General features: G+C 65.2%; 17 protein-coding genes and 1 pseudogene. 5 read left to right on the top strand and 13 right to left on the bottom strand.

Annotation, left to right across the window (positions count from 1 at the left end; all coding sequences use genetic code 11):
* Positions 1-166 precede the first annotated feature (166 nt).
* Positions 167-1,717, bottom strand: a complete 1,551-nt coding sequence (locus RAD15_RS35865; RefSeq protein ID WP_458183435.1) for an AMP-binding protein — start codon at positions 1,715-1,717, stop codon at positions 167-169.
* 18 nt (positions 1,718-1,735) lie between these two features.
* A complete protein-coding gene (locus RAD15_RS35860) occupies positions 1,736-2,890 on the bottom strand; it encodes an iron-containing alcohol dehydrogenase (protein WP_458183434.1) in 1,155 nt (384 codons plus the stop codon).
* Between the two features lie 363 nt (positions 2,891-3,253).
* Between RAD15_RS35860 and RAD15_RS35855 the strand changes: the two genes are divergently transcribed.
* From RAD15_RS35855 to RAD15_RS35845, 3 genes are all read left to right on the top strand, one after another.
* Positions 3,254-4,459 carry an efflux RND transporter periplasmic adaptor subunit gene (locus tag RAD15_RS35855; RefSeq protein WP_458183433.1) on the top strand — a complete coding sequence of 402 codons (1,206 nt, stop codon included), beginning with the start codon at positions 3,254-3,256 and terminating at the stop codon, positions 4,457-4,459.
* On the top strand, positions 4,456-7,617 hold the full coding sequence (locus RAD15_RS35850; protein WP_458183432.1) for an efflux RND transporter permease subunit: 3,162 nt from the start codon (positions 4,456-4,458) through the stop codon (positions 7,615-7,617). Before RAD15_RS35855 ends, RAD15_RS35850 begins: the two co-directional genes overlap by 4 nt.
* Before the next feature lie 297 nt (positions 7,618-7,914).
* A complete protein-coding gene (locus RAD15_RS35845; protein WP_458183431.1) occupies positions 7,915-9,108 on the top strand; it encodes an ABC transporter substrate-binding protein in 1,194 nt (397 codons plus the stop codon).
* Positions 9,109-9,269: 161 nt separating this feature from the next.
* On the opposite strand, the gene RAD15_RS35840 is transcribed toward RAD15_RS35845, so the two are convergent.
* The 4 genes from RAD15_RS35840 to RAD15_RS35825 are packed head-to-tail and all read right to left on the bottom strand — an operon-like array spanning position 9,270 to position 13,868.
* Positions 9,270-9,656 (bottom strand): MAPEG family protein, encoded by a 387-nt coding sequence (locus RAD15_RS35840; protein WP_458183430.1) that lies wholly within the window; start codon positions 9,654-9,656, stop codon positions 9,270-9,272.
* A 27-nt stretch (positions 9,657-9,683) separates the two neighbouring features.
* Positions 9,684-10,766, bottom strand: a complete 1,083-nt coding sequence (locus RAD15_RS35835; protein WP_458183429.1) for a lipocalin-like domain-containing protein — start codon at positions 10,764-10,766, stop codon at positions 9,684-9,686.
* A complete protein-coding gene (locus RAD15_RS35830) occupies positions 10,756-13,218 on the bottom strand; it encodes an FtsX-like permease family protein (RefSeq protein ID WP_458183428.1) in 2,463 nt (820 codons plus the stop codon). Before RAD15_RS35830 ends, RAD15_RS35835 begins: the two co-directional genes overlap by 11 nt.
* Positions 13,215-13,868 (bottom strand): ABC transporter ATP-binding protein, encoded by a 654-nt coding sequence (locus RAD15_RS35825; RefSeq protein ID WP_458183427.1) that lies wholly within the window; start codon positions 13,866-13,868, stop codon positions 13,215-13,217. The genes RAD15_RS35830 and RAD15_RS35825 overlap by 4 nt, the downstream gene beginning before the upstream one ends.
* Before the next feature lie 144 nt (positions 13,869-14,012).
* Between RAD15_RS35825 and RAD15_RS35820 the strand changes: the two genes are divergently transcribed.
* Positions 14,013-15,347, top strand: coding sequence for an MFS transporter (locus RAD15_RS35820; RefSeq protein ID WP_458183426.1), 1,335 nt, complete (start codon positions 14,013-14,015; stop codon positions 15,345-15,347).
* A 215-nt stretch (positions 15,348-15,562) separates the two neighbouring features.
* Here the strand turns inward: RAD15_RS35820 and RAD15_RS35815 are convergent, their stop codons facing one another.
* The 5 genes and pseudogenes from RAD15_RS35815 to RAD15_RS35795 form a co-directional block, all read right to left on the bottom strand.
* Positions 15,563-17,281 carry an N-acyl-D-amino-acid deacylase family protein gene (locus RAD15_RS35815; protein WP_458183425.1) on the bottom strand — a complete coding sequence of 573 codons (1,719 nt, stop codon included), beginning with the start codon at positions 17,279-17,281 and terminating at the stop codon, positions 15,563-15,565.
* Between the two features lie 156 nt (positions 17,282-17,437).
* Positions 17,438-18,646, bottom strand: a complete 1,209-nt coding sequence (locus RAD15_RS35810; protein ID WP_458183424.1) for an MFS transporter — start codon at positions 18,644-18,646, stop codon at positions 17,438-17,440.
* A 137-nt stretch (positions 18,647-18,783) separates the two neighbouring features.
* The gene (locus tag RAD15_RS35805) at positions 18,784-18,942 is read right to left on the bottom strand and encodes a hypothetical protein (protein WP_458183423.1); all 159 of its coding nucleotides are present in this window, start codon (positions 18,940-18,942) and stop codon (positions 18,784-18,786) included.
* Between the two features lie 87 nt (positions 18,943-19,029).
* The gene (locus RAD15_RS35800; protein ID WP_458183422.1) at positions 19,030-20,067 is read right to left on the bottom strand and encodes an MBL fold metallo-hydrolase; all 1,038 of its coding nucleotides are present in this window, start codon (positions 20,065-20,067) and stop codon (positions 19,030-19,032) included.
* A gap of 264 nt (positions 20,068-20,331) precedes the next feature.
* A pseudogene (locus tag RAD15_RS35795) lies at positions 20,332-20,518 on the bottom strand (hypothetical protein); the annotation flags it as partial.
* Positions 20,519-20,904: 386 nt separating this feature from the next.
* Here RAD15_RS35795 and RAD15_RS35790 point away from each other — a divergent pair.
* The gene (locus RAD15_RS35790) at positions 20,905-23,154 is read left to right on the top strand and encodes an ABC transporter substrate-binding protein (protein WP_458183421.1); all 2,250 of its coding nucleotides are present in this window, start codon (positions 20,905-20,907) and stop codon (positions 23,152-23,154) included.
* A gap of 161 nt (positions 23,155-23,315) precedes the next feature.
* On the opposite strand, the gene RAD15_RS35785 is transcribed toward RAD15_RS35790, so the two are convergent.
* Together RAD15_RS35785 and soxB are read right to left on the bottom strand one after the other, a co-directional pair.
* Positions 23,316-23,774 carry a DsrE family protein gene (locus RAD15_RS35785; protein WP_458183420.1) on the bottom strand — a complete coding sequence of 153 codons (459 nt, stop codon included), beginning with the start codon at positions 23,772-23,774 and terminating at the stop codon, positions 23,316-23,318.
* Positions 23,771-25,522 carry a thiosulfohydrolase SoxB gene (gene soxB / locus RAD15_RS35780; RefSeq protein ID WP_458183419.1) on the bottom strand — a complete coding sequence of 584 codons (1,752 nt, stop codon included), beginning with the start codon at positions 25,520-25,522 and terminating at the stop codon, positions 23,771-23,773. Before soxB ends, RAD15_RS35785 begins: the two co-directional genes overlap by 4 nt.
* Positions 25,523-25,560 lie beyond the last annotated feature (38 nt).

The following is a 25,560-nucleotide window of genomic DNA, read 5'->3' as shown; positions in this document are numbered from 1 at the left end:
AGCCAGGACCCATTACCCCAAGGGGGCGTTTGGCGAAGATTGGTCGCTCGGTACGAATACCGACCGCAATCGATGGATCACGCGGTATGGGTCCTGGCTTTCGCCAGGACGACACCGGAGATGGCGGCGGGCCTTATGCCTCTCGCGCAAAGCCAGCGAACGCCCCTCACACGATCCTTGACGTCTTGTTCCCCCAATACCGGTCCCGCAGCAGCCGCTTGTACAGCTTGCCTGTTGGCAGGCGCGGCAATTCCTTCTCGAAATCGACCGAGCGCGGCGTCTTCTGCCGCGATAACGACTGGCCGCAGAACGCGATCAGCTCCTCGGCGAGCGCTGGCCCCGGCACGATTCCGGGCATCGGCTGCACGACGGCCTTCACCTCTTCGCCGAGATCGGGATTGGGCACGCCGAACACCGCGGCATCCGCGACCTTCGGGTGGGTGATCAGCAGATTTTCGCATTCCTGCGGGTAGATGTTCACGCCACCGGAGATGATCATGAAGGTCGCGCGGTCGGTGAGGTAGAGGAAGCGGTCGGCGTCGACATAGCCGACATCGCCGACCGTGCTCATGCTGCCGTCGGCCGAGCGCGCCTCCTTCGTCTTCTCCGGGTCGTTGAAATATTCGAACGGCGATCCGGTCTTGAACCACACCTGGCCCGGCGTGCCGGTCGGGCACGCCTGCATGTTCTCGTCGAGAATGTGGAGGTCGCCGAGCAGCACCTTGCCGACGGTGCCGCGGTGGCTAAGCCATTCCTCGCTGTTGCAGGCGGTGAAGCCGAGGCCCTCGGTGGCGCCGTAATATTCGTGGATGATCGGCCCCCACCATTTGATGATGTCGTCCTTGACCAGGGCGGGGCAGGGCGCGGCGGCGTGGATCGCGATCTCCAGCGAGGAGAGGTCGTAGCGGCCGCGCACCTCCTCCGGCAGCTTCAGCATCCGCGAAAACATCGTCGGCACCAGCTGGGTGTGGGTGATGCCCCATTGCTCGACGAGCTGGAGATAGCGTTCCGGATCGAAGCTCTCCATGATGATCACGGTGCCGCCCATGCGGATCGTGAGGTTCACGGCCGCTTGCGGTGCGGAGTGATAGAGCGGCGCCGGCGACAGATAGACCATGCCCTCGCGGTAGTGCCAAAGCTTCGTCAGGAACTCGAACAGCGGCAGATTGTGCTTCGGCGGCTCCTCCGGCAATGGCCGCAGAATTCCCTTCGGCCGCCCGGTGGTGCCCGACGAATAGAGCATGGCGGTGCCGAGCCGTTCATCCGCGATCGGCGTCTTCGGCAGATCGGCGGTCACCTCGGCAAGGCCGACGATGCGGTCGCTCTCGCCCGGGCCGTCGGCGACAATGCAAAGCTTGATATCGGGACAGGCCTCGATCGCCTCGCGCGCGATGGCGAGCTTCGCCGTCGAGGTGATCAAAATCTTCGACTGGCTGTTGACGAGGAGATAGGCGAGCTCGCCCGGCGTCAGGAACGAGTTGATGCAGGTGTAGTACAGCCCGGAGCGCTCGCCCGCGCCGCAGGCCTCGAGGTAGCGCGAATTGTTCTCCATGAAGATCGAGTAGTGGTCGAGCCGTTTCAAGCCGTGCTTGCGGAATAGATGCGCGAGGCGATTGCTCCGCGCGTCGAGCTCGCGATAGGTGACGGCTTCGCCGGTCGCCGCCATGATGAAGGCGGGCTGGAGCGGGCGCAGTCGGGCATGGTGACCTGGGAACATCAATCCTCCGGCTGTGAACTAAGCGGCGAGAGACAGGATTTCGCGGATGTCGGCGGGGCCGCCGATCTTGCGCGGGTTGCGCGGGATCCAGTTCGTGCGCATCGCCTGCTCGGCGATTGTCTCGAAATGCTCCGGCGACACGTGCACCTCCGACAGGCTGCGCGGCATGCCGAGCGAGCGGATGAAGGCATCGAGCACGTCGGCGGCGTTGTGACCGGGAAAACCCATGGCGGCCGCCACGATCATCTGCCGCTCGGCATTGTCGCGCGCGTTCCAGCGCATCACCGCCGGCAGCATGACGCAGGAGGTGTAGCCATGCGGCACGTCGAAGGCCCCGCCCAATACGTAACCGATGCCGTGGCTTGCGCCCATGGGAACGCCGGCCGCGAGCGCGCCCATCGACAGCCAGGTGCCGATCTGCGCATCCATCCGCGCATCGAGATCGGAAGGATCGGCCTTCACCCGCGGCAGCGCGTCGGCGAGCATGGCGAGGCCCTTCACCGAATGCGCGTCTGCGTAAGGATGGGTCTCCCGCGAGCAGATCGCCTCGACGCAATGATCGAGGGCGCGGATGCCGGTTGAGAGGAACAGCCATTCCGGCGTGTGCACGGTGATGGCGGGATCGAGGATGGTCGCACGCGGCACCGTGAGCGGATGCCGCAGCATCTGCTTCACATGCGTGCTGCGGTCGGTGACGCCGGCGAACGCGCTGAACTCGCCGCCAGCAATCGTGGTCGGCACGCTCACCTGGCGTACCGTCGGTGCCGTCATTTCGGGCGTGACACCCTTGTGCACGCGGATGCGCTCGATGCCCTCGATATCGTCAACGCCGTTGGCGAGGCAGAGTTGCACCGCCTTGGCCCCGTCCGTGATCGAGCCGCCGCCCACGGTGACGATCAGGTCGGCACCCGCCTCACGCGCCGCAAGGGTGGCCGCGATCACCGCCTCGCGCGGCGTGTGCGCCGGCATAGCGTCGAACAGCCCGGCGCAGCGTGGGCCCAGTGCGTCCCTGATCTTGGTGATCTCGTCGGTCTGGCGGTTCAGCGTGCCCGAGACCATCAGGAAGGCGCGGCGCGTTCCCAGCCGGTCCATCTGCGCGACGATGGCGCCGGCCGCAGGATGGCCGAAAACGACCTCCTCGATCGCGCCGAAAACGACACGTCCCTGGTGCACGCCTGTCCTCCCGGACAATTCTCTTGTTGTTGTGAGGGTAATCTAGCCGAGCGACCGGCCTCCGTCATGTGTGAAGACGCTGGCCCTTTCTTACCCTCCCCCTCCAGGGGAGGGTGGCACAACGCTGGCATCGCGCCCCTCTCATTTATGAACACCGTGAATAAGTCCAATCGCATTCCGCCCGCTAATCATCGCGTGCGAGGCCGGCTAATCCCGCTGTCAACCCGCCATCCGGCCAGGGCCTCCGTGCGGGCATTGCGCGCGCATTGGTCTTGAAGTGTTCATCATTGCCGCCCATCCTGTGGTGCCCGCGTGGAGGCGAATACCCTGCTTTTTCCGCGGCTTTTTGAGCGAGGACCTGGGATGACCGGACCGGACGGAAGCGAACGACTTGTCAAAAAGCACGATCTCGTTCAGCCCGGGCCTTACGCAATTGCGGGTCTTCTCGCCGCGGCATTCGCTCTCGCCGGCTGCGGCCAGCCGACCTCGCAGGGAGCAGCCCCGCCGCCCGCGCCGGTGACCGTCGCCCAGCCGGTCAAGCGCACCGTCACCGATTGGGACGAGTTCACCGGCCGCTTCGAGGCGGTCGAAGAGGTGCAGGTGCGCCCGCGCGTCGGCGGCTTCGTCAACTCGGTCGAGTTCCAGGACGGCGCCATCGTGCATCAGGGCGATCTGCTCTATGTCATCGACCCGCGTCCGTTCGAAGCGGTGGCCGAGCAGGCCGACGGCCAGCTGTCGGATGCGCGCGCCAAGGTGGAGCTTGCCAAGCGTGAGCTCGACCGCGGCCTCAACCTGGTGCAGACCAGCGCCGTCTCCGAGCAGGTCGTCGATCAGCGCCGCCAGGCCTTGCAGGCCGCGCACGCCGCGGTGACGCAGGCCGAGGGCGTGCTGAAGGCTGCGAGGCTCAACATCGAGTTCACGCATGTGACCGCGCCGCTCACCGGCCGCGTCAGCCGCCATCTCGTCAGCCCCGGCAATCTCGTGCAGGGCAGCGACACCGGCACCTCGACGCTGCTCACTTCGATCGTCGCGCTCGACCCGATCTACGTCTATTTCGACATGGATGAGGCAACCTTCATCAAATACAGCAAGCTGTGGTTCGAAGGTAAGCGCCCGAGCTCGCGCGATACGGCGAACCCGGTGCAGGTGACGCTGGCCGGCGAGACCAAGCCGTCGCGTGAAGGCACCATCAACTTCCTCGACAATCGCCTCGACGTCTCCACCGGCACGCTGCGCAGCCGCGCCGTGGTCAAGAACACCGATCTGTCGATCCTTCCCGGCCAGTTCGGCCGCGTCCGTTTGATCGGCAGCGCGCCCTATGAGGCGCTGCTGATTCCCGACGTCGCCGTCGCGACCGACCAGTCCCGCAAGATCGTGTTCGTGGTGAAGCCCGACGACACGGTCGAGGCGCGCCCCGTCGTGCTCGGGCCGCTCGACGAAGGCCTGCGCGTGATCCGCGAAGGGTTAAAGGCGGATGACCGCGTCATCGTGAACGGCATCCAGCGTGCCCGCGTCGGCGCCAAGGTTGCCCCGCAGACCGCACAAGCCCCAGCTGGTGGCAAGCCATGAATCTGGGCCGTCTCTCCATCAACCAGCCCATCCTGGCGATGGTGCTGTCGATCGTGCTGCTGATCGTCGGCGCGCTCGCCTACACCACGCTGCCGGTCTCCGAATATCCGCAAGTGGTGCCCCCCACTGTGGTGGTCACCACGCAATATCCCGGCGCCTCCGCGCAGACCGTGTCCGACACCGTGGCCGCTCCCATCGAGCAGGAGATCAACGGCGTCGAGGACATGCTGTATCTCTACAGCCAGGCGACCTCGAACGGCCAGCTCACCATCACCGTCACCTTCAAGCTCGGCACCGATCTCGACAAGGCCCAGGTGCTGGTGCAGAACCGCGTCGCCATCGCGCAGCCGCGTCTGCCCGAGGAAGTGCAGCGCAACGGCGTCACCACGCGCAAGAACTCGCCCGACATTTTGATGGTCGTGTTCATGCTGTCGCCCGACGACACGTTCGACCAGCTCTACATTTCCAACTACGCGCTGCTCCAGGTCCGCGACCAACTCCTGCGCATCGACGGCGTCGGCGACATCCAGATCTTCGGCGCCCGCGATTACTCGATGCGGCTGTGGCTCGATCCGGACCGCATCGCCAATCTCGGCCTGACCTCGACCGAGGTGCTGGCCGCGATCCGCGCCCAGAACGTGCAGATCGCGGGCGGCCAGATCGCCGAGCCGCCGATTGCCGACCGCGCCTTCCAGCCGAACCTCACCTTTACGGGGCGCCTGAAGGACCAGAAGCAGTTCGAGGACATCCTGATCAAGGCCGGCTCCGACGGCCGCACAGTACGTCTGCGCGACGTCGCCCGCATCGAGCTCGGTGCGCTGGCCTACAGCACCAACAGCTTCCTGCTGCGCAAATCGGCGGTCGCCATGCTGGTGACGCAGCGGCCGGGATCGAACGCGCTCGCGACTGCGAAGAACATCTCCGACACCATGACGAAGCTCAAGGAAACCTTTCCGAAGGGCCTCGACTACAACATCGGCTACAACCCGACCGAGTTCATCGCGCAGTCCGTCCACGAGCTGATCAAGACCATCTACGAAGCCATGCTGCTCGTGGTCATCGTGGTGCTGGTGTTTCTGCAGGGATGGCGCCCCGCGATCATTCCGATCATCGCCATCCCGGTGTCGCTGGTCGGCACCTTCGCGGTGATGGCCGCGCTCGGCTTCTCCATCAACAACCTGACTTTGTTCGGCCTCGTGCTCGCGGTCGGCATCGTCGTCGACGACGCCATCGTGGTGGTCGAGAATGTGGAGCGGCATCTCGAGCATGGCCTGAGCCGGCGCGACGCCGCGCTCAAGACCATGGAGGAGGTTGGCGGCGCGCTGGTCTCGATCGCGCTGGTGCTGTGTGCGGTGTTCGTGCCGACGGCCTTCCTCGGCGGCATCTCCGGGCAGTTCTTCCAGCAATTCGCGGTCACCATTGCGGTCGCGACCGCGATCTCATGTTTCTGCTCGCTGACGCTGTCGCCGGCGCTGGCCTCGCTGATCCTCACGCCGCACGAGGAGAAGCGGCCACCGGCAAGCTGGAATGTCATTGCGCGGGCGTGGGGTGCCTTCACCGGAGCCTTCAACCGCGTATTCGACCGTCTCGCGCATGGCTATGCCGGCCTCGCCAATTTCGTGATCCGGCATGCTGTGTTGATGATCCTGATCTATGTCGTGCTGATCGGCAGCGCCGGCTGGCTGATCGTGACCACGCCGCAGGGCTTCATCCCGGCGCAGGATCGCGGCTACGTCATCATATCCGTGCAATTGCCCGGCGCGGCGTCGCTGGCGCGCACCACCGAGGTCGTGCGCGAGATCGAGCGGATCTCGCTGGATACGCCCGGCATCGTCCGCGTCGCCGCCTTCGCCGGCTTCTCCGGCGCGACCCGCACGCAGGCCGGCAATGCGGCCGCACTGTTTCCGGTATTCGACGAGCCCGAGGCGCGGATGAAGAAGGGATTGTCTGCGAACGCCATCACGGTCGAGCTGCGCAAGCGCCTGTCCGCGATCCAGGGCGCCTTCATCATCGTGATTCCGCCGCCGGCCGTGCCTGGCATCGGCACCGGCGGCGGCTTCACCATCCGCATCCAGGACCGTCAGGGCCGCGGGCCTGAGCTGCTCGCGGCGGCCACCGACGAGCTTGTCGCCGCGGCGCGCAAATCGCCCTTGCTGCTCGGCCCCACGGTATTCTCGCCGTTCTCGGCCAACACGCCGCAGCTCTTCGTCGACATCGACCGCACCAAGGCGCAGAAGCTCGGCGTGCCCATCGCCAACGTCAACGAGACGATCCAGACCTATTTCGGGTCGACCTATGTCAACGACTTCAACCTGTTCGGCCGCACCTACCACGTCACCGCGCAGGCTGATTTCCCGTTCCGCAAGGAGCCCACCGACCTCTCGCGCCTGCGCACGCGCAATGCCAGTGGCGACATGGTGATGCTCGGCAGCGTGGTCGAGTTCAAGGACGTCTCGGGCCCGGACCGCGTCGCGCGCTACAATCTCTATGCGGCCTCCGAGCTGCAGGGCGAGCCGGCGCCGGGCACCAGCTCGACCACTGCGCTCAACACCATCAAGAAGCTCGCCGACGACACCCTGCCGAGCGGCTTCACCTTCGAATGGACGGATCTGTCGTATCAGCAGATCACCGGCGGCAATGCCGGCCTGCTCGTGTTCCCGATCTGCGTACTGTTCGTCTATCTCGTGCTCGCCGCGCAATATGGCAGCTGGACCCTGCCATTCGCGGTGATCCTGATCGTGCCGATGTGCCTGTTAGCTGCCACCATCGGCGTGCGCATCATGGGGCAGGACGTCAACATCCTCACGCAGATCGGCTTTGTCGTGCTGGTGGGGCTGGCGGCGAAGAACGCGATCCTGATCGTCGAATTCGCACGCGACATCGAGAACGAAGGCAAGCCGCGGCTGGAGGCCGTCATCGACGCCTGCCGCCTGCGCCTGCGACCGATCCTGATGACGTCCTTTGCCTTCATCCTCGGCGTGCTGCCGCTGGTGATCTCGTCCGGTTCCGGCTCCGAGATGCGGCAGGCCGTCGGCGTCGCCGTGTTCTTCGGCATGATCGGCGTCACCCTGTTCGGGCTCCTGTTCACGCCGATCTTCTACGTGGTGGTGCGGAACCTGGCGGAGGGGCGGCGGGACAAGGCGGAGGTGGCCTCGTAGGTGTTGGGGATGGCCGCCGGCATATCCTCAGCCACGGTGTCGTCCCGGCGCAGGCCGGGACCCATACCCCCAGGAAGTGGTTGTGGTGCGACTCTGGTAACCGCGAGTCTTCGCCAAACTTAGTTCGGTGGCTATGGGTCCCGGCCCCCGTGCGCAATTGCGCACTAGGCCGGGACGACGGCCTAATTTGCAACGCCCCCTTCATACTAACGACCAACATGCAATGGATGGGCACACGCGGGGTTCTTCACTAGTATCCGCGCGATTTCAAAACAGAAAACTGCTGGGAGCTAACAGATGAAATCAGCACTTTTGGCCGCTGTCGCAACCTCTGCCTTGGTGCTTGCGGCGCCGGCCTCCGCGCAGGGCGTCAAGATCGGCATCCTCAACGACCAGTCCGGCGTCTACGCCGATTACGGCGGCAAATGGTCGGTCGAAGCGGCCAGGATGGCGATCGAGGACTTTGGCGGCGAAGTGCTCGGCCAGAAGATCGAGCTCGTCACCGCCGACCACCAGAACAAGCCTGACCTCGCAAGCTCGATCGCGCGGCGCTGGTACGACGTCGAGAACGTCGACATGATCACGGAGCTGACGACCTCCTCGGTCGCGCTCGCGATCCACGAGCTCTCCAAGGAAAAGAAGAAGATCGACATCGTCGTCGGCGCCGCGACTTCGCGCCTCACCGGCGATGCGTGCCAGCCCTACGGCTTCCACTGGGCCTACGACACCCGCGCGCTCGGCGTCGGCACCGGCGGTGCCCTGACCAAGGCCGGCGGCGATACCTGGTTCTTCCTCACCGCCGACTACGCCTTCGGCTATGCGCTGGAGAAGGACACCAGCGAGATCGTCACCGCCAATGGCGGCAAGGTGGTCGGCTCGGTGCGCGTGCCGCTCAACTCCTCGGACTTCTCCTCCTTCCTGCTCCAGGCGCAGAGCTCGAAGGCGAAGATCGTCGGCCTCGCCAATGCCGGTCTCGATACCACCAACTCGATCAAGCAGGCGTCCGAGTTCGGCATCGTCTCTGGCGGCCAGAAGCTCGCCGGCCTCCTGATGACGCTCGCCGAAGTCAACGGCCTCGGCTTGCAGGCCGCGCAGGGCCTGGTGCTGACCGAGGGCTATTACTGGGACCTCAACGACCGCACGCGCAATCTCGGCGAACGCTTCCTCAAGCGCACCGGCCGGATGCCCAGCATGATCCACGCCGGCACCTACTCGTCGACGCTGAGCTATCTCAAGGCGGTCAAGGCCGCCGGCACCAAGGATCCGGATGCCGTCGCCAAGAAGCTGAAGGAGCTGCCGGTCGACGACGACTTTGCGCAAGGCGGCAAGGTGCTCGAGAACGGCCGCATGGTCCACGACATGTATCTGTTCGAGGTCAAGAAGCCCTCGGAATCGAAGAAGCCCTGGGACTATTACAAGCTGCTCGCCACCGTCCCCGGCGACAAAGCCTTCTTCACCGCCAAGGACAGCGGGTGCCCGTTGACGAAGTGAGGTTCTTGTGTCCCGGACGCGCTGCAGCGTGAAACGCTGCTGCGCAGAGCCGGGACCCATGCCACACCACGGCTCGAGGCCCGACTGGGTCCCGGTTCAGCGGCGCAGCGTTACACGCTGCACCGCGCCCGGGACACGAGCGCGTTTGATGCCGCGCTTCACTACACCAGCCGCAACACCACCGCGCCCAGCGCCCCCGCCCACAGCGCGATCGCGGCGATGCCCTGAATCGCAAAGCCCGGGCCGCGCTTTGCCGCAGCCTTCGAATAGCCGATGAAATAGACGATGCGGCCGACGATCCAGACTGCACCTATCCCCGCCGCGATGGCATCGCTGATATAGATCGCGAACAGCCACAGCGCCGGCAGGACAATCGGCATCCATTCCAGCGTGTTCGCCTGGATGCGGAAGGCGCGTTCGAAATCCGGATGCCCCGATATCGCAGGCACCTTGACGCCGGTCTTGGTGCGTGAGCGCGAGACGTTGATGCAGGTGAAGAAATAAAATGCGATCGCCAGCAGCGTGACGAGGGCGGTGAGGTGATGCATTGCCAGCTCCCTTGAAGAGACCGCGCCTCAATAGCCGGTCAGCTCGAGATAGCCAACGCCGTCATGGGTGCCGGCAAAGCTGATCGGTCCTTCCCAATAGGAAAATCCCGTCCCCATCCAGGCCCTGGGATTGAGCGGCTTGCAGAGTATCGAGAACGACCGCGAGGGGATCGCGATCTGCCATTCCACCGGCAGCTTGCGTCCCGCGACGTCCGCGGTCGCTTTCGGCGTCATCTGGATATCGCCACCCGCAATCATCTGCGTGTCGCCGGCAGCGCTGATCCAGTTGCCGAACGGATAATCCCTGCCGTCCTTCTGCCGCAGCCGGTACAGCATCAGCTTGTCGCCGGACGCGAGATGCAGCGACAGCCAGTCCCAGCCGGTCTGGTCGGCATCGAGCGGCTGGCTGCTCCATTCGCGGTCCATCCAGGCCTGGCCGGAGACGTCGGCCGGCCTGTCGTCGATGGTGAGGGTGCCGCGGGCGCGGTAGAACGGCTGGCTATAATAGTAGGAGGCCTGCCCGCGCTCCGACTTGCGGCTGAAGCCGCGATCGCCCTGCAGCGCCACTGCACGATCGGCCTCCAGCGTCAGCGAATAGCTGAAGTCGGTGCCGGAGGCTTTCAGCGTCAGCGGTGCCAATGTGCGATCGTCGGTGCGATCAGTTCCCTTCATCTCCCAATCGTCGATCCACGCCGCGAACGGCTTTGCCGTGACGCCGGCCTGCCCGACACCGCCGCGTGAAAACGCTTCGCTGAAGCGGTGAGTATCGGCGCGCGTCACCGCGGCATGCGCCATCCAGATCTGTTGATTGGCCCAACCCTCGCCTTGCGGGCCGGGCTTGGCCGCCTGGCGGAACAGTGTCCATTGCAGCCCACAAGCCGCGCCGCTGGCGTCAGTGAGATTCGCGGTCAGATACCACCACTCGATGCGAAATTCCGGATGCGGCCCGTGATCTCCAGGAAAGGCGAATGTCTTCCCCGGCGTCACTTTCGCAAAACCGTCGGCTGTCTCGCCGAGCCCGGCATAGCCTTGCGCGCTGGCACGGTGCGCGAGGGCGAGCGCGGCGATGCCGCCGGCGAAGCTGCGCCGCGAGATCCTGTCAGCGCTCATTGGCAAACACCTTGACGAGGCTCGCTGGCTGCATCCGCGCCAGCCGTATCATCGGCAGCAATGCGGCAAGCAGCGAAGCGAACAGCGCGACCGCGACCAGCTCGACCAGCTGCAGCGGAAACACGTGGAACGGAAGCCGCCAGCCGAACGCCTTCACGTTGACGATCGCAATCAGGCACCACGCCACCAACAGCCCGAGCGGCACGGCGAGCAGCGCGGTGAACAGCGCAACCGACAGCGTCTTGGTCAATTCGATCGCGGCAAGGCGCGGCCGCGTGATGCCGATCGCCCACAGCGGCGCAAGTTGCGGCAGGCGCGAATTCGCCAGCGTCAGCAGGCTGGTCAGCAGTGCGATGCCGGCGACACCGAGCGTGAAGGCGTTGAGGGCCGAGGTCACCGCAAAGGTGCGGTTGAAGATGCGGATCGACTCCGCTTTCACCGTCGCCTGATCCGCAACGCTGCGATCGTCGAGCGCAAACTGCCTCTGCAACGCCGCGATCAGGCCCGGGATCTTGTCATGCGCGACGATCAGCCCGATCCGCGTCTGCGGCGTCGGCGGAAAATGCCGGATCAGCGCCGCGACATTGACGGCGAGCTGTCCCTTGGGGTTGCCGTAGTCCGCATAGATACCGACGATATCGAGCTCCCAGGTGCCATCAGGCGCCGGCACCTCGATGACGTCGCCGACGCGGACGTTCAGGCGGCGGCTCAACTGCTCGCTGATGAACGCGGCATTGCCGGGTACGAGCCGGGTCCAGGCGCGCGGCGCGGCTTCCAGCAGCGGCCAGCGCTCGCGATAGAGCGGGTGATCGGGCAGGCCGAACACTTCCACCGGCTGCCCCTGAACCTGGGTCTCGGCGCGGCCGCCCGACAGGATCGCCTGCACATCGCTGCGCTCCCGCAGCCAATTCCGGATCGCGACGCCTTGCGCATTGTCGGAGGCGCTGATGTAGACGTCGGCGGCAAGCCGTCCGTTGAGCCAGCCGATGAAGGTGCGGCTGAAGGTTTCCACCATGGTGGACACCCCGACATTGACGGCGAGCGCGAGCAGCAGGGCCATCAGCGCGAGCGACAATCCGGAGAGTTGTTGCCGGCTGTCCGCCCAGAACCACAGCGCGAGCGGACCGCGGGCGAGGCGCTGGCCTGCAAGCAGGACGATCTCGAGCAGCGCCGGCAGGATCAATGCCGCACCGAACATCAGCGCCGCCAGCACGCCAAACCCCGCAATCAGCGATTGTCCGTAATGGAGCAGCAGCAGCGCGACCGCGAACACGGCGCAGGCGGCGAGGCTTTGCAGCATCAGCCAGCGGCGCTGCCGCTGCTGCCAGGCGCGCGGCTGCGCCGTCGCCAGCACCGGCATTCTGATCGCCTTGATCAGGCTGGTCGCCGCCGCCACCAGCGCGCCGGCAATGCTGATGCCAATGCCGGCAAGCCACCATTCGGAGCGCAAGCTGAGCTGCCCCGGGATCTGCGCGCCGTAGAGCCCGCGCAACGACGCCGCGACATCGGGCAAGAGCGCTGCCGCGATGAAATAGCCGCAGACCAGCCCGATCAGTCCGGCGACCAGCGCCAGTGCCACGAGCTCCACCACCAGCACCGTATTGACCAGCCGTGCCGAGGCCCCGCAGGCCCGCAGCGTGCGCAGCATCGGCAGCCGCTGCTCGAAAGCGAGGCCGACGGCCGAATTGACGATGAACAGGCCGACGAAGAACGACAACAGGCCGAACGCCGTGAGATTGAGATGAAAGCTGTCGGTAAGACGTTCGAGCTCCGTCTCCGCGGTCGGCTCGATCAGCTGCAGCTGCTCGCCGACGACGCTCGCGAGCGGCGCCGGCTTGCCCTTGGGTTTGCCGATCAGCAGGCGCGAGATTTGATCCGGCTTGTTCAGCAGCCGCTGCGCGACGCCGATATCGACCACCAGCACGTCGGGCACGAGCTGCGGCAGCACGCGCAGCGGCGGGAGCCTTGCGCCGCTGCTGATTGCGGGAGCCGCGCCTTCCGGCTCGTGCAGATCGCTCAGCGTCTCCCGCGCCACCAGCGTCTGGCCCGGCGGCGCGACGAAGCTGCTCAGATCGGAGGCACCAAGGTGCGGCGCGTTGCCGACATCGGCCGGCAGCGTCACCGGCTCGATGCCGAGCAGCCGCATTGGGCGCCCGTTGATCTGGACCCGGCCCTCCAGCATCGGCGAGACCGGCCAGCCGGCGCGGCGGAGCTTGACGAAGAGATCCTGTGAGAAGGTCGCTGCATTGGGTGCGACCAGCATCGCGGTGCGCACGCCGCCGAAGGTCGCCGCCGCGCGGTCATAGGCGTTGCGAGCCTGCTGGTTGATCGCCTGTACGCCGCTCCACAGTGCGGTCGCGGCGATCAGTCCGATCAGAAGCGTCGCGAACTGCATCTTGTGCCGCCGCCAGTGGCTCAGGAGCACGGCGAGGACCCACAGCGCGCGCCTCATGCGATTCGTCCCGCATGCAGGTTGACGTGACGGTCGAGCGTGGCTGCCAGATGCAGGCTGTGCGTCACCATCAGGAAGCCGCAGCCGGTTCGCGTGACGAGGTCGCGCGTCAGCGCCAGCACGTCCTCGGCCGTGGCCTCGTCGAGATTGCCGGTCGGCTCGTCCGCCAGCAGCAGCGACGGTTTTGTCGCCAGCGCCCGGCCGATCGCGACGCGCTGCTGCTGACCGCCCGATAATTGCTCCGGATAACGCCTGAGCAGGGTGTCGAGCCCGAGCCGTTCGACCAGCTCCTTGGTCCAGGCCGCATCATGCCGGCCGGCGATCCGCGCCTGAAACACCAGATTATCCGCAACCGACAGGCTCGGGACCAGGTTGAACTGCTGAAAAACCAGGCCGATGCGGTCGCGCCGCAAGCTGGCGCGCCCCGCGTCCGACAATTCGGTGACCTCGGTGTCCTCCAGCCGGATCGAGCCGGCATCGGCGGCGTCGAGCCCCGCGATCAGGTGCAGCAGCGTGCTCTTGCCGCTGCCGGATTCGCCGGTCAGCGCGACGCGCTCGCCGGCCCGGAGGTCGAGATCGACGCCGCGCAGCACATGGACCGGCTCGCCGGCCGAAGAGAAGGTCTTGGAGAGATCTTTGATGCTCAGCACGATGAATGGCGCCGGACGGAATTAACGGAAATGTTGCGTAGCACACTTGCTGCGGAAATGCCGGGGTTGCGTTGCTCCCGAAGCCGTTGTTAGCTCCCAAGACGGCCAAATCAAAAAAGTGCCAAAAACACAGCGGGGAGAACGATGAGCGCTCAGGGAACGCCCATGGTGGCGGGCAACACGACGACGTCCAGCGAGACGCCCAAGGGCGCCTGGAAGGTCACCTTCCTTCTGTTTCTGTTCATGCTGGTCAACTTCGCCGACAAGATCGTCGTCGGCCTCGCCGGCGTGCCGATCATGGCGGACCTCAAGCTCTCCCCGGAGCAGTTCGGCCTGCTCGGCTCCTCGTTCTTCTTCCTGTTCTCGATCTCGGCCATCGTCGTCGGCTTTATCGTCAACAAGGTGCCGACGCGATGGGTGCTGCTGGCGCTCGCGGTGGTCTGGGCGCTCGCGCAGTTTCCGATGGTCGGCACCGTCTCCTTCACCACGCTCCTGATCTGCCGCATCGTGCTGGGCGCCGGTGAAGGCCCGGCCTTCTCGGTCGCCGCGCATGCGATCTATAAATGGTTCCCCGACGAGAAGCGCACGCTGCCGACCGCGATCCTGTCGCAGGGCTCGGCCTTCGGCGTGATCCTCGCAGTGCCGGCGCTGAACTGGGTCATCGTCAATCATTCCTGGCACTATGCCTTCGGCGCGCTCGGCGTCGTCGGCCTGATCTGGGTCTGTGCCTGGCTCGCGCTCGGCAAGGAAGGCCCGCTGGAGGACACGCAGGCCCTGGCCGCAACCGAGACGAAGATTCCCTACATTCAGCTGCTCACCTCACGCACCTTCCTCGGCTGCGTCGCGGCGACCTTCGGCGCTTACTGGGCGCTGTCGCTCGGACTGACCTGGTTCACGCCGTTCATCATCAAGGGCCTCGGCTTTTCGCAGAGCCAGGCCGGCTGGATTTCGACCCTGCCCTGGGTGTTCGGTGCCACCATCGTGATCCTGACGGGCTGGATCTCGCAGCTGATGATGGCCCGCGGCTCGACCACGCGCGTCGCGCGCGGCGTGCTCGGCTCGGTGCCGCTGGTCATCGGCGGCCTGATCCTGGCGACGATGCCGCATGTCCAGGGCGCAGCGTTTCAGCTCACTCTGCTCGTGGTCGGAACGGGCCTGTGCGGCGCGATCTACGTGGTCTGCCCGCCCATGCTCGGCGAGTTCACGCCGTCGTCGCAGCGCGGCGCGATCCTGGCGATCTACGGCGCGCTCTACACGCTCTCGGGCATCATCGCGCCCGCCGTGATGGGCACCGTGATCCAGCGCGCCGGCAGCATGCTCGACGGCTACATGACCGGCTTCACCATCAACGCCGCGATCATGGTCGGTTCCGGCCTGCTCGGCCTGCTGCTGCTGTGGCCGAACACGGAAAAGGCCAGGCTGACCGGTGGTGCGGCCCCGCAGGCCGCGACGTTGAAGGGTGCGGTGTCGCCGACGTAAGGGGGGCGTTGCTGCTAACCCAACCAAAAGTGTCGTCCCGGCCTAGTGCGCAATTGCGCACGGGGGGCCGGGACCCATACCCCCAGGGAGTGGTTTGGCGAAGACTCGGAGTGGGCGTTGTGCAAGCCAACGCCCATCGTGGTTATGGGTCCCGGCTTTCGCCGGGACGACACTGAATGTGTGAAGGCGACTTCGCGCCTCGTTGGCAATGACGCTTAACTCGCCACCCCCTGCGCACCCCGAATCAGCTTCCCCGGCCGCCGTCCCGTCGCCTCGCCGTGCCGCCGCGTCACGACGCCCGACACGATCGTCGCCTCGTAGCCGTCGACGTCCTGGAGCAGCCGCCGTCCGCCGACCGGCAGATCATAATGCACCTTCGGCGGATGCAGGTGCAGGCGGTCGTAGTCGATCACATTGACGTCGGCCTTGTAGCCGGGCGCGATCAGCCCGCGGTCGGTGAGGCCGACCGAGAGCGCGGTCTTGCGCGACTGCGCCGCGACCACGAACGGGATCGTGAGCTTCTCGCCGCGCGTGCGGTCACGCGTCCAGTGCGTCAGCAGATAGGTCGGGAAGCTCGCATCGCAGATGATGCCGCAATGCGCGCCGCCGTCGGAGAGGCCCGGCACAGATTGCGGATCGATCAGCATCTCGCGCGTCGCATCGAGATTGCCGTCGGCATAGTTGAGGAACGGCACGTAGAGCATGCCGCGGCCCTCGTCCGACAGCATCGCCTCGTAAGCGAGATCTTCCGGCTGCCGGCCCTGCTGGCGCGCCTGCGGGCCCAGCGCGTTCTCCGGCGGCTGCTCGTAATCAGGGGGATCGCCGAGCAAGAACATCTTGTCGTAGTCGGGCCGGAAAAACAGCGGATCGTCGGTCGCGGTTGCCATCTCGCTCAGGATCGCCTTGCGCACATCGCTCTGATGCAGCCGCGCCAGCCTCTCCTCCAGCGGCAGATGCGCGATCGCCTTATAGCTCGGATGGGTCTGGAACGGGTTGCGCGACAGCTCGAGCCCGAGCAGCAGGCCGACCGGGCGCGCGGCGATCTGCGCGGTGATGGAGAGGCCGCGCCGTGCGGCCGCATTGATCTCGTCCAGCGTCTGGCGCCAGCGCTGCGGCGCCTTGTCGTTCTGCGTGATCGAGAACGAGATCGGGCATTTCGTGGCGTCGGCGACCCGCAGCATCATCGGCAGATCTTCGTGGATGGTGGAGAGGTCCAGCACGAATTGCAGCACGCTGCGGCCCTCGGCATGCATCGCGCCTGCGATCGCGGTGAGCTCGTCCTCGCCTGCCTTCAAGGTCGGAGTGAAATCGCCGGTCGAGGTGCGATGGTTGAGCGTGCGCGAGGTCGAGAAGCCGAGCGCGCCGGAGCGCACGGCTTCGCCCGCGAGCCTGGCCATCGCCGCGTTATCCTCCGCGGTCGAGGGATCGCGGCGCGCACCGCGCTCGCCCATGACATAAACCCGCAGCGCCGCGTGCGGCAGCTGCGCGCCGACGTCGATGTCGAAATCGCGCTTCGACAGCCAGTTCATGTAATCGGGAAAGCTCTCCCAGGCCCAGGGAATGCCGGCGCTCAGGACCGGCTCGGGAATGTCCTCCACGCCTTCCATGAGCTGGATAAGGCGGGTGTGATCGGCCGGCTTGCACGGCGCGAAGCCGACGCCGCAATTGCCCATGATCGCGGTGGTGACGCCGTTCTGCGAGGACGGCGTGATGTCCTGGCTCCAGGTGACCTGGCCGTCGTAATGGGTGTGCACGTCGACGAAGCCCGGCGTCACCAGTTTTCCGCGCGCGTCGATCTCTTCGCGGCCTTTGGCCGAGACCTTCCCGACCTCGCTGATCTTGCCGCCGGTGATGGCGACATCAGCCTCGAACAGCGCGCCGCCATTGCCATCCGCGACAGTGCCGCCGCGGATCACGAGATCAGGGGTGTTCATGGTGTTTCTTCCCGTTTGTTGTTGTTTGCTGTCGTCCCGGCGAAGGCCGGGACCCATAACCACGACTTTTGGTTTGACGACGACTGGCAATGACCAGCTCGCGCCACAACCACGTTCGGTGGCTATGGGTCCCGGCCTTCGCCGGGACGACAGTAGCTACGCCTTGGCTTGCGGCTTCCGTTCCGTGAACGGCGACAGCACCACGGTTGCCAGCATGAAAATCACCGAGGCGCCGAACACCCAGTGCGGCGCGCTCTGATCCATGATCCAGCCGAACAGCAGCGGGCTGACGATGCCGCCGAGATTGAAGCCGGTGGAGACGATGCCGAAGGCACGGCCGGCTGCGCCGGGAGGCGCCGCATTGCGCACCAGCATGTCGCGCGAGGGCGCGATCACGCCGGAGAGGAAGCCCGCGGCCATCATCGCGCCGGTCAGCGCCCAGCCCGGCAACGTCACCAGCGCGATCAGCAGCACGATCGCCGCATTGGCGGCAAAGCAGGCCGCGGCCACATAGCCGTGCCGCTCGGTGTGGTCGGCAAGGAAGCCTCCCGCGAGCACGCCGACGGCGCTGGCGCCGAGGAACGCGGTGAGCGCGACGTTGGCGATCGAATAGGACGCGCCGTAGCCGCTCATCAACGCCACCACGCCGAAATTGTTGATGCCGGCGACCGACAGGCTCAGCAGCATGAACAGCGCGGTCAGCGTGATCAGGGCCGGCGTGATCACGGCCTGCTTCGGCGCGTTCTCCGCGCCCGGCTTTGTCTTGTGCGCGCCGGCATCGGGAATGCTCATGACGACCAGCAGCAGCGCCACCGCAATGCCGACCGCGCCCGATGCGATCAGCGCGCCGACGCCGCCGGAGACGGTCATCAGCGCGGCAACGATTGCCGGCGCCACCGCGCCGCCGAAATAGCCGGCAAAGGTGTGGATCGAGAAGGCGCGGCCCATCCGCGCTTCGTCCATATGCTCGGCCAGGATCGCGTAATCGGCGGGATGATAGACGCTGTTGGCGAGCCCGAGCAGCACGGCGCAGGCGATCAGCGAGGCGTAGCTGAGGTGCAGGCCGAGCAGGATCAGGGCAATGCCGCCGAGCGTGAGGCCGCCCAGCAGGATCCTTCGTGCCCCAAAATGATCGACCAGATAGCCGGTCGGCGCCTGCGTCAGCCCCGAGACCACCGCGGAGACGGTCAGCGCGAAGCCGAGCTCCACATAGCCGACGCCGAGCTGACTTTTGAGGAACGGAAACAGCATCGGCAGGACCAGCAGATGGAAATGGCTGACCCAATGCGCGATCGAGATTCCCGTCAGCGTGCGCAGCGCGCTGTCCGCCTTGCCTTGCTGCGGTGCGGCGAGAACGTCGACCATTGCAGTTCCGTTTCACGTCCTTGAGGGACGCGCAAACTATCGGGCAGAGCGGTTATTTGTCCATGAACGCAGGCGCATGGCAGGTAGCGGGGGCGGAGAGTGTTGCGCCACCGCGCACTCAAACCGGCCCCATCCCCTCACAACGGCTCGTCATCCGCGCCGTATCGGTCGCGCTTCGGCGTCGCGATGTCGCCGTCTTCGTAATCGTCGTCGTCGCTATCGCGCGGAGGCGGGGGTTTTTTCGCCTTGTTGTCCGCCGCTTTCGGCGGCGCGCTCGGCTTGGCTGTCTTGGCCATGGCTATTCCGGGATGGTGATGCTGCATCCGTCCTAATCGGAATATATGGGCGCTTCCTGATCTAGCTCAAGCTTGGCAGCGAAGCCGTCAGTGCACCACCGGCCCGCCCGCCTTCTTCCAGGCGTCGATACCGCCGGCAATATGCGCGGTGTTGGTGAGGCCGGCCTCCTTGGCGGCGGCCACCGCCATCGCCGAGCGTTCGCCGAAGGCGCAGAAGAACACCACGCGGCGGCCGGTGGCCGCCGCGACCTCGCGCAGCATGCCGCCGGGCTTGAGGCTCTCCTCGATGGAGGGATAGGGCGTGTGCAGCGCGCCTTCGAGCATGCCGTGCTTGGCGCGTTCGTTGCTCTCGCGCAGGTCGACCAGCAGCATGTCGGGCCGGCCAAGCGAGCGGATCGCCTCGACCGCGCTGAGCGCGCGGCCCTCTTTCTCCAGCTCCTCCTGATGCAGGCCGACATGCATGTTGGCGGGCACCGCCACGTCCATCATCTTCGGATTGGGCAGCTTCAGGTTCGCCATCAGCTCGATATATTCGTCGACCGAGCGCACTTGGAGCCGCGGATTGTAGCGCTTTTCCTCGCCGATGGTGGAGACGGTGTCGCCCTTGTAGTCGTGTGCCGGGAACACCATCGTCTCATCCGGCAGCTTCAGCAGCCGGTTGAAGATCGACTCATACTGCGCGCGCGACGAGCCGTTCTGGAAATCGGTGCGGCCGGTGCCGCGGATCAGCAGCGTGTCGCCGGTGAAGACACGGTCGCCCATCAGATAGGAATAGGAATCGTCGGTGTGGCCGGGCGTGTACATCACGTCGAGCGACAGGCCCTCGATCGTCACCTTGTCGCCGTCGGCGACCCGCATCGCCACCACGTCGGCCTTGGTCTGGTCGCCCATCACGGTCATGCAATGGGTGCGGTCGCGCAACTCGCCGAGCCCGGTGACGTGGTCGGCATGCAGATGGGTGTCCACCGCCTTGACCAGTTTGAGATCGAGCTCGCGCAGCAATTGGCAATAGCGGTCGACCTTCTCCAGCACCGGATCGAGAATCAACGCCTCGCCGCCAGGGCGGCTCGCAAGGACGTAGCTGTAGGTGCCCGAAACGCTGTCGAAGAGCTGGCGAAAGATCATGGCAGGACCCGGCGGCGGATGATTTCCGAGGATTCTACTACGTCGGGAGCTAGAAAGAGAAGTAATTCACTGCCGATACAAGAAGATTTAGAAGATTTTTATTGCGTGATGGGCGCCCATGCCGTCGCCCCACTTACGTTGTCATCGCCCGCGAAGGCGGGCGATCCAGTATTCCAGAGACGGCGAGGGGTGCGGAGAAGTCGCGGCGTACTGGATTCCCCGCCTGCGCAGGGAATGACAACGGAGTATGACGCGGCAAAAGGCTTACGGCCTCACCACCGTGTAGCCATTCTCCGCCAGAAACAGGATCTGCCGGCGCCGACCTGCACCGGTGTCGCCGCCGGGATGAACTCCGGCCGCTTGCCCGTCTCGCGCTCGATCGTATCGACCGTGTTGAGGCAGATGTCGAAGCGCACATCAGGCTCTCGACCTGCTTGCGACGCTTTCGCCCTGCCACACATAGAACGACGGCGGCGCACCCAAACCGGCCGTGCACCGCGGCACCTGGGGCAAGCCGTCCTGGTCATCCGTCATCCCAAATCGGGCCCCCGCCCTCAAGCGCCTCATCGGCTGCGCTCCACGGCGAGAGCGAAAGCCGTTCCGAACCATCCGGCGAATGCGCGCGGTGTCAGGCCGCGTATGTGAATGACCAAGGCCACGGCCGGCAGCTCTGACCTTCGGCACCACGCACTTTCCTTCATCCGCCTTGAGTGGTCTTGATTCTGCCGGTGGCGATGGGGCGGGCTTGAAAAACGCTGTCAGCGGCGGCAATCTCGGCCTGATTGAGGCTTCGATCTGACGAATCTCGGCTTATGCCGACCGATGCGAGGATCGACGATGAAGCAGCGGCCGATAGTGTGGCTTGCCGTTGTTGCGGGCGTGGTCCTGGTGCTTGCTGTCGCCTGGGCCGCCATCCTCTGGACGCGCCCAGAGCCTATTCGCATCGCATTCGCCAATTCGCTCTCTGGCCCGTCCGCCCCGGTCGGGGCGGAAAGCCTGGTCGCGACGCAGCTTGCAATCGACGAGGTGAACGCCAAGGGGGGTGTCAACGGACGGCTGATTGAGCTCGTTCTGTTCGACGACGCAAGCAATCCAGCTGTGGCGCGCGCGAATGCGCAGGCGATTGCCGACAGCCCGTGCGTCGCTGTGCTCGGACATTATCTCAGCTCCGCGTCGCTCGCGGCGGCGCCGATATATAAGGATGCGCGGATACCGGCACTCACGGGAAGCTCGGCGGCCGACGATCTGACTAACAACAGTGAATATTATTTTCGTGCGCTGTCGCTGGTCTCCGTGCAGGCGCGCTCGATCGCGGAACATCTGCGCGCCGTGATGAGGGAGCCAAAAGTCCGTCTCGTTCACACGCGCGATTCCTACGGCAAGAGTTTTGAGCGTGGATTTGCGACGGCCTATCCGGCGGAGCAGTTGCGTGTGTTCGGACTGGACGTCGCAGCCGGTCAGATCGGATCGACGGATGAGGCGCTGGACGCTGCCGCGCAGGAGCCCGGGCCCGGTGTTATTGTCGTCGGCGCGGCAACCGATTTTAGCGCAGACATCGTCAAGGCGCTCCGCCGCCGCGGCATCAAGGGAATAATCATTGCATCCCAAGCCGCGGCCCGCGAAAGCTATTTGCAAAATTTCGCCAATGAGCCCGAGGAAAAAGCGCAGCCGGGTTTCTTCAGCGAGAATCTGTATGCTGCTTCCTCGCTGATGTTCGACAGTGCCGGCGTGGCAGCGCAGGTCTTTGCCGCCGACTACAAAGCGAAAGCGGGAACCTTGCCAAGCTGGGTTGCCGGCGGCTCGTATGACGCTGCGCGCCTGATGATCGATGCTCTAAAACGAGCTGCCGTACATCCCCGGTTTATGGGGCAGGGGATTCAGAAACGATCCGACAGCAAGGTTGCAGATCGCGACCGTGTGCGCGTCGCGCTCGCCGCGATCGGCGATCCGAAATCGGCGGTCGTCGGGCTGACTGGGCGGCTCTATTTCAACGCGAACCGCGACATTCCGCGCCCGATTCGACTGGGTTTCTTCCGTTACGGTTTGTTCGTCACTGCGCCGCTGCAACTCGTGCGCATCGATCAGCCCAAAGGAATCGATCTCGCCGCGGAACGAGAGAAGGGCCATGTCGTCACGTTCGGCGACCGACACTACTGGATACAGCGCGTCGTTTATACCGGCATCGACATCATTCGCGTCAGCCGGATCGACGTGAGACAGAATTCGTTCAACGTCGACTTCTATCTCTGGATGCGGTTCGCCGGCGACGATGAGGCGCAGACGCACGTCGAATTCCCGGCCTTGCTGGATCGCGGGGCGTTCGATCCAGCTCGACCGATTCAGGTTGGACAGGAAGACGGCCTGAACTATCGGCTCTATCGAATCAACGGCGATTTCAAAGCCCGTTTCGATCTTCATGATTATCCGTTCGACACGCAGGAATTGCGCCTACGTTTCCAGAACACGGAGCAGCGGCGGGAGCTCATCACCTATGTCATCGATCGGTTCGGCTTGCGCCTCGCCGACGATGGAAGCTCGCGGGTCGAGGACGGGGCCTATTCCGGACTTCAGCTCTGGCGATTTCTCGGACTGAACTATTTCGTCGAATCTCAGTCCAGCGGATCGACGCTCGGAAAGGCGTCTTTGTTTGGTGCCGAGGCAATGACGGAATTCGCAGGCTTCGATGCGACCATCATGCTGCGCCGCAGCTCCGCCATCTACATGCTGAAGAACCTGCTGCCGCTGTTTCTGCTCGTGCTCGTCGTGTTCGCTACCCTGTTCTTTCCCGAAACCATGTTTCGTGAACGCGTGACGATTCCAGTGACCTCGATCCTGGCGAGCGCGGTGCTGCTCGTGACGGTCGCCAGTCAGGTCGGCGATGTCGGATACACGGTGGTAGTCGAAGAGATGTTCTACATTTTCTTCATACTATGCCTGATGACGATATTGGCGGGTTACAAACATGAAAAACTTCGAGACGCGGGCCGAAAGCGCGCTGCTATTGTTTTGGATCACGCTGCGCGGGTCATTTATGCCGGGACGGTGCTCGCTGTAATCGTCGTGCTCTACCGGCGTTATGTCGTGTGAGCCAAACGTGGATACCTCGCAAAGCATGATCCGGAGAAGTGCGCAGCGGTTTTCCGAAAGATCATGCTCAAACAAGAGCCTAGAGCGCGGTGACGATTCATCCCAATCTCGTCGCGCTTTAGACAGGGACGACAGGGAGTGTTCGGCGGGACAACGCCCCCCTACGGCCTCACCACCGTGTAGCCATTCTCCGCCAGAAACAGGATCTGCCCGACGCCGACCTGCACCGGTGTCGCAGCCGGGATGAACTCCGGCCGCTTGCCCGTCTCCCGCTCGATCGTATCGACCGTGTTGAGGCAGATGTCGAAGCGCACGCCCTGCGCGATCAGGCTCTCGACCTGCTTGCGGCGCTCGCTACCAGCAAGCAGCAAATCGATGCCCGGGCCGAAGGCCACCACCTCGATCGCGACCTTGTCGGGGTCGTAGGCCTTCAACAAATTGTTGGCGACGCTGAGCACCAGCGCCTGCTTCCTCGCATCGCCGTCGGAGAGCTGGAGCACGATCCTGTGTTCGGCGAACGGCTTGTCCTGGAGCGGCACCTGCTGCGCGAAAGCCGGCGGCAGCGCGGCCGAGACGAGCAGCGCCAGCAGCAGCGCGCGACGGATCTGCGACCGCATCATCCCTGTCCCGCGATGCCCGGATTGTCCTCGACGCCCTTCAGCGTCACGCCGGAGCCGAGCCGCTCCTGAAACATCCGGCCAGAGCGCAGATATTTGGCCACCACGTCCCAGACGGGCGCCCCCTGCTGGCCGTTGACCGAGGCCCAGCCCGCCACCTTGTAGCGGTGGCCAGCGCTGATCGCCTTGCCGCCATTGAGCTTCAGCTCGGAGATGCGGCTGCCGATCGCCGCCGTCGGCGTGCAGGTGTAATTGAGCCCGCCGGCGCGCACCATGTCGCCGCCCTGCTGGTAATAGGGGTCGGCGTTGAAGAGGTTGTCGCAGATGTCTTCCAGCACGGCCTTGATCTCTGCGCCGGTCATCTCCTGCACATAGGTCTCGGGATAGGTGATCGCTGTTTCTGCGAGCACGTCCTCCATGGTCAGGGCCTGGCCGGACAGCGTGGTGACGCCCCAGCGGAAGCCCGGCGACAGCGCGATTTCGGCGTCGAGCTCGGTGCGGAGCGAGGCGCAGATCAGCTCGTCCACGGGCCCGGAGAAATTGCCGCGGCGGTAGAGCAGACGGTCCGGCGTTGCGATCTTCTCCGACCAGTCGGTCACATGCGGCGCGCGCAGCCGGCCGATCAGCTCGGCCATGGCAGGCTCAGGCTTCAGCAGCTCCGAATAGACCGGCAGCAGATGGTATTTGACGTCGCTGACCTTGCCCTTGTCGAGCGCGAGGTCGAGCACGCCCAGGAATTTTCCGTTGGAGCCGGCATTGGTGACGAGCGTCGTGCCGCCCGCGTTCTTCACGGCAATCGGCTGCGGCACCGCGTCATGGGTATGGCCGCCGAGGATGACGTCGATGCCACTGACGCGGCTTGCGAGCTTGAGGTCGACGTCCATGCCGTTATGCGACAGCAGGACGACCGCATCGACCTTGTCGGTCCCGCGCAAGGCATCGACATGCTTCTGGAGCTCTTCCTCGCGGATGCCAAAGGTCCAGTCCGGCGTGAACCGCTTGGGATGCGCGATCGGCACGTAGGGAAACGCCTGGCCGACGATCGCGACGCGATGACCGCCGAGCTCCCTGATCATCGACGGCTTGAACACGCGCCCGCTCGCCTTGTCGAAGGCGGCGGCATCGTTGAACGCGGCTTCCTCGGTCAGGAAGACGTTCTGCGCCAGAAACTCACCCTTGAAGCGCTCGAGATTATCGCGGAGCGCCTGCTCGCCATAGGTGAATTCCCAATGCCCGGTCATCGCCTCGATGCCGAGCAGATTGGCAACTTCGACCATGTCGCGGCCCTGCATGGCGTTGGAGAGCCCGGTACCCTGCCAGAGATCGCCGCCGTCGAGCAGCAGCGAACGCGCCTCGCCGACGTCGGCGCGCAAGCGGTCGATCAGCGTTTTCAGATGGGCGAAGCCGCCGAGCTTGCCGAAGCGGCCCGCGGACTTCTCGAACTCGAAGCAGGTGAAAGCATAGGCATCGGCGCTGTCGGGCCGGATGCCGAACCGTTCGAGAAAGGCGCGGCCGACCAGATGCGGCGGCCGTCCCGCCATCTCGCCGATGCCGATATTGACGCTGGGCTCGCGGAAATAGACCGGATTGAGCTGCGCATGCGTGTCGGTGATGTGCAGGATCCGCGCATTGCCGAACCGCTCGAGGTCGTAAATGCTCGCGGTCTCGGTGCCGCGCGCAAGCCGCGGCAGGCCGAGCGATGCGGCGGCAAGGCCGGCAGTCCTGAGGAAATCGCGGCGGCGGATCGCCATCCAGAATTCTCCGCGCCAATCGGCAGTTTGACCGAGGC

This window comes from Bradyrhizobium sp. 14AA, assembly GCF_054185205.1.
This window is presented reverse-complemented; position numbering and strand designations above follow the sequence as displayed.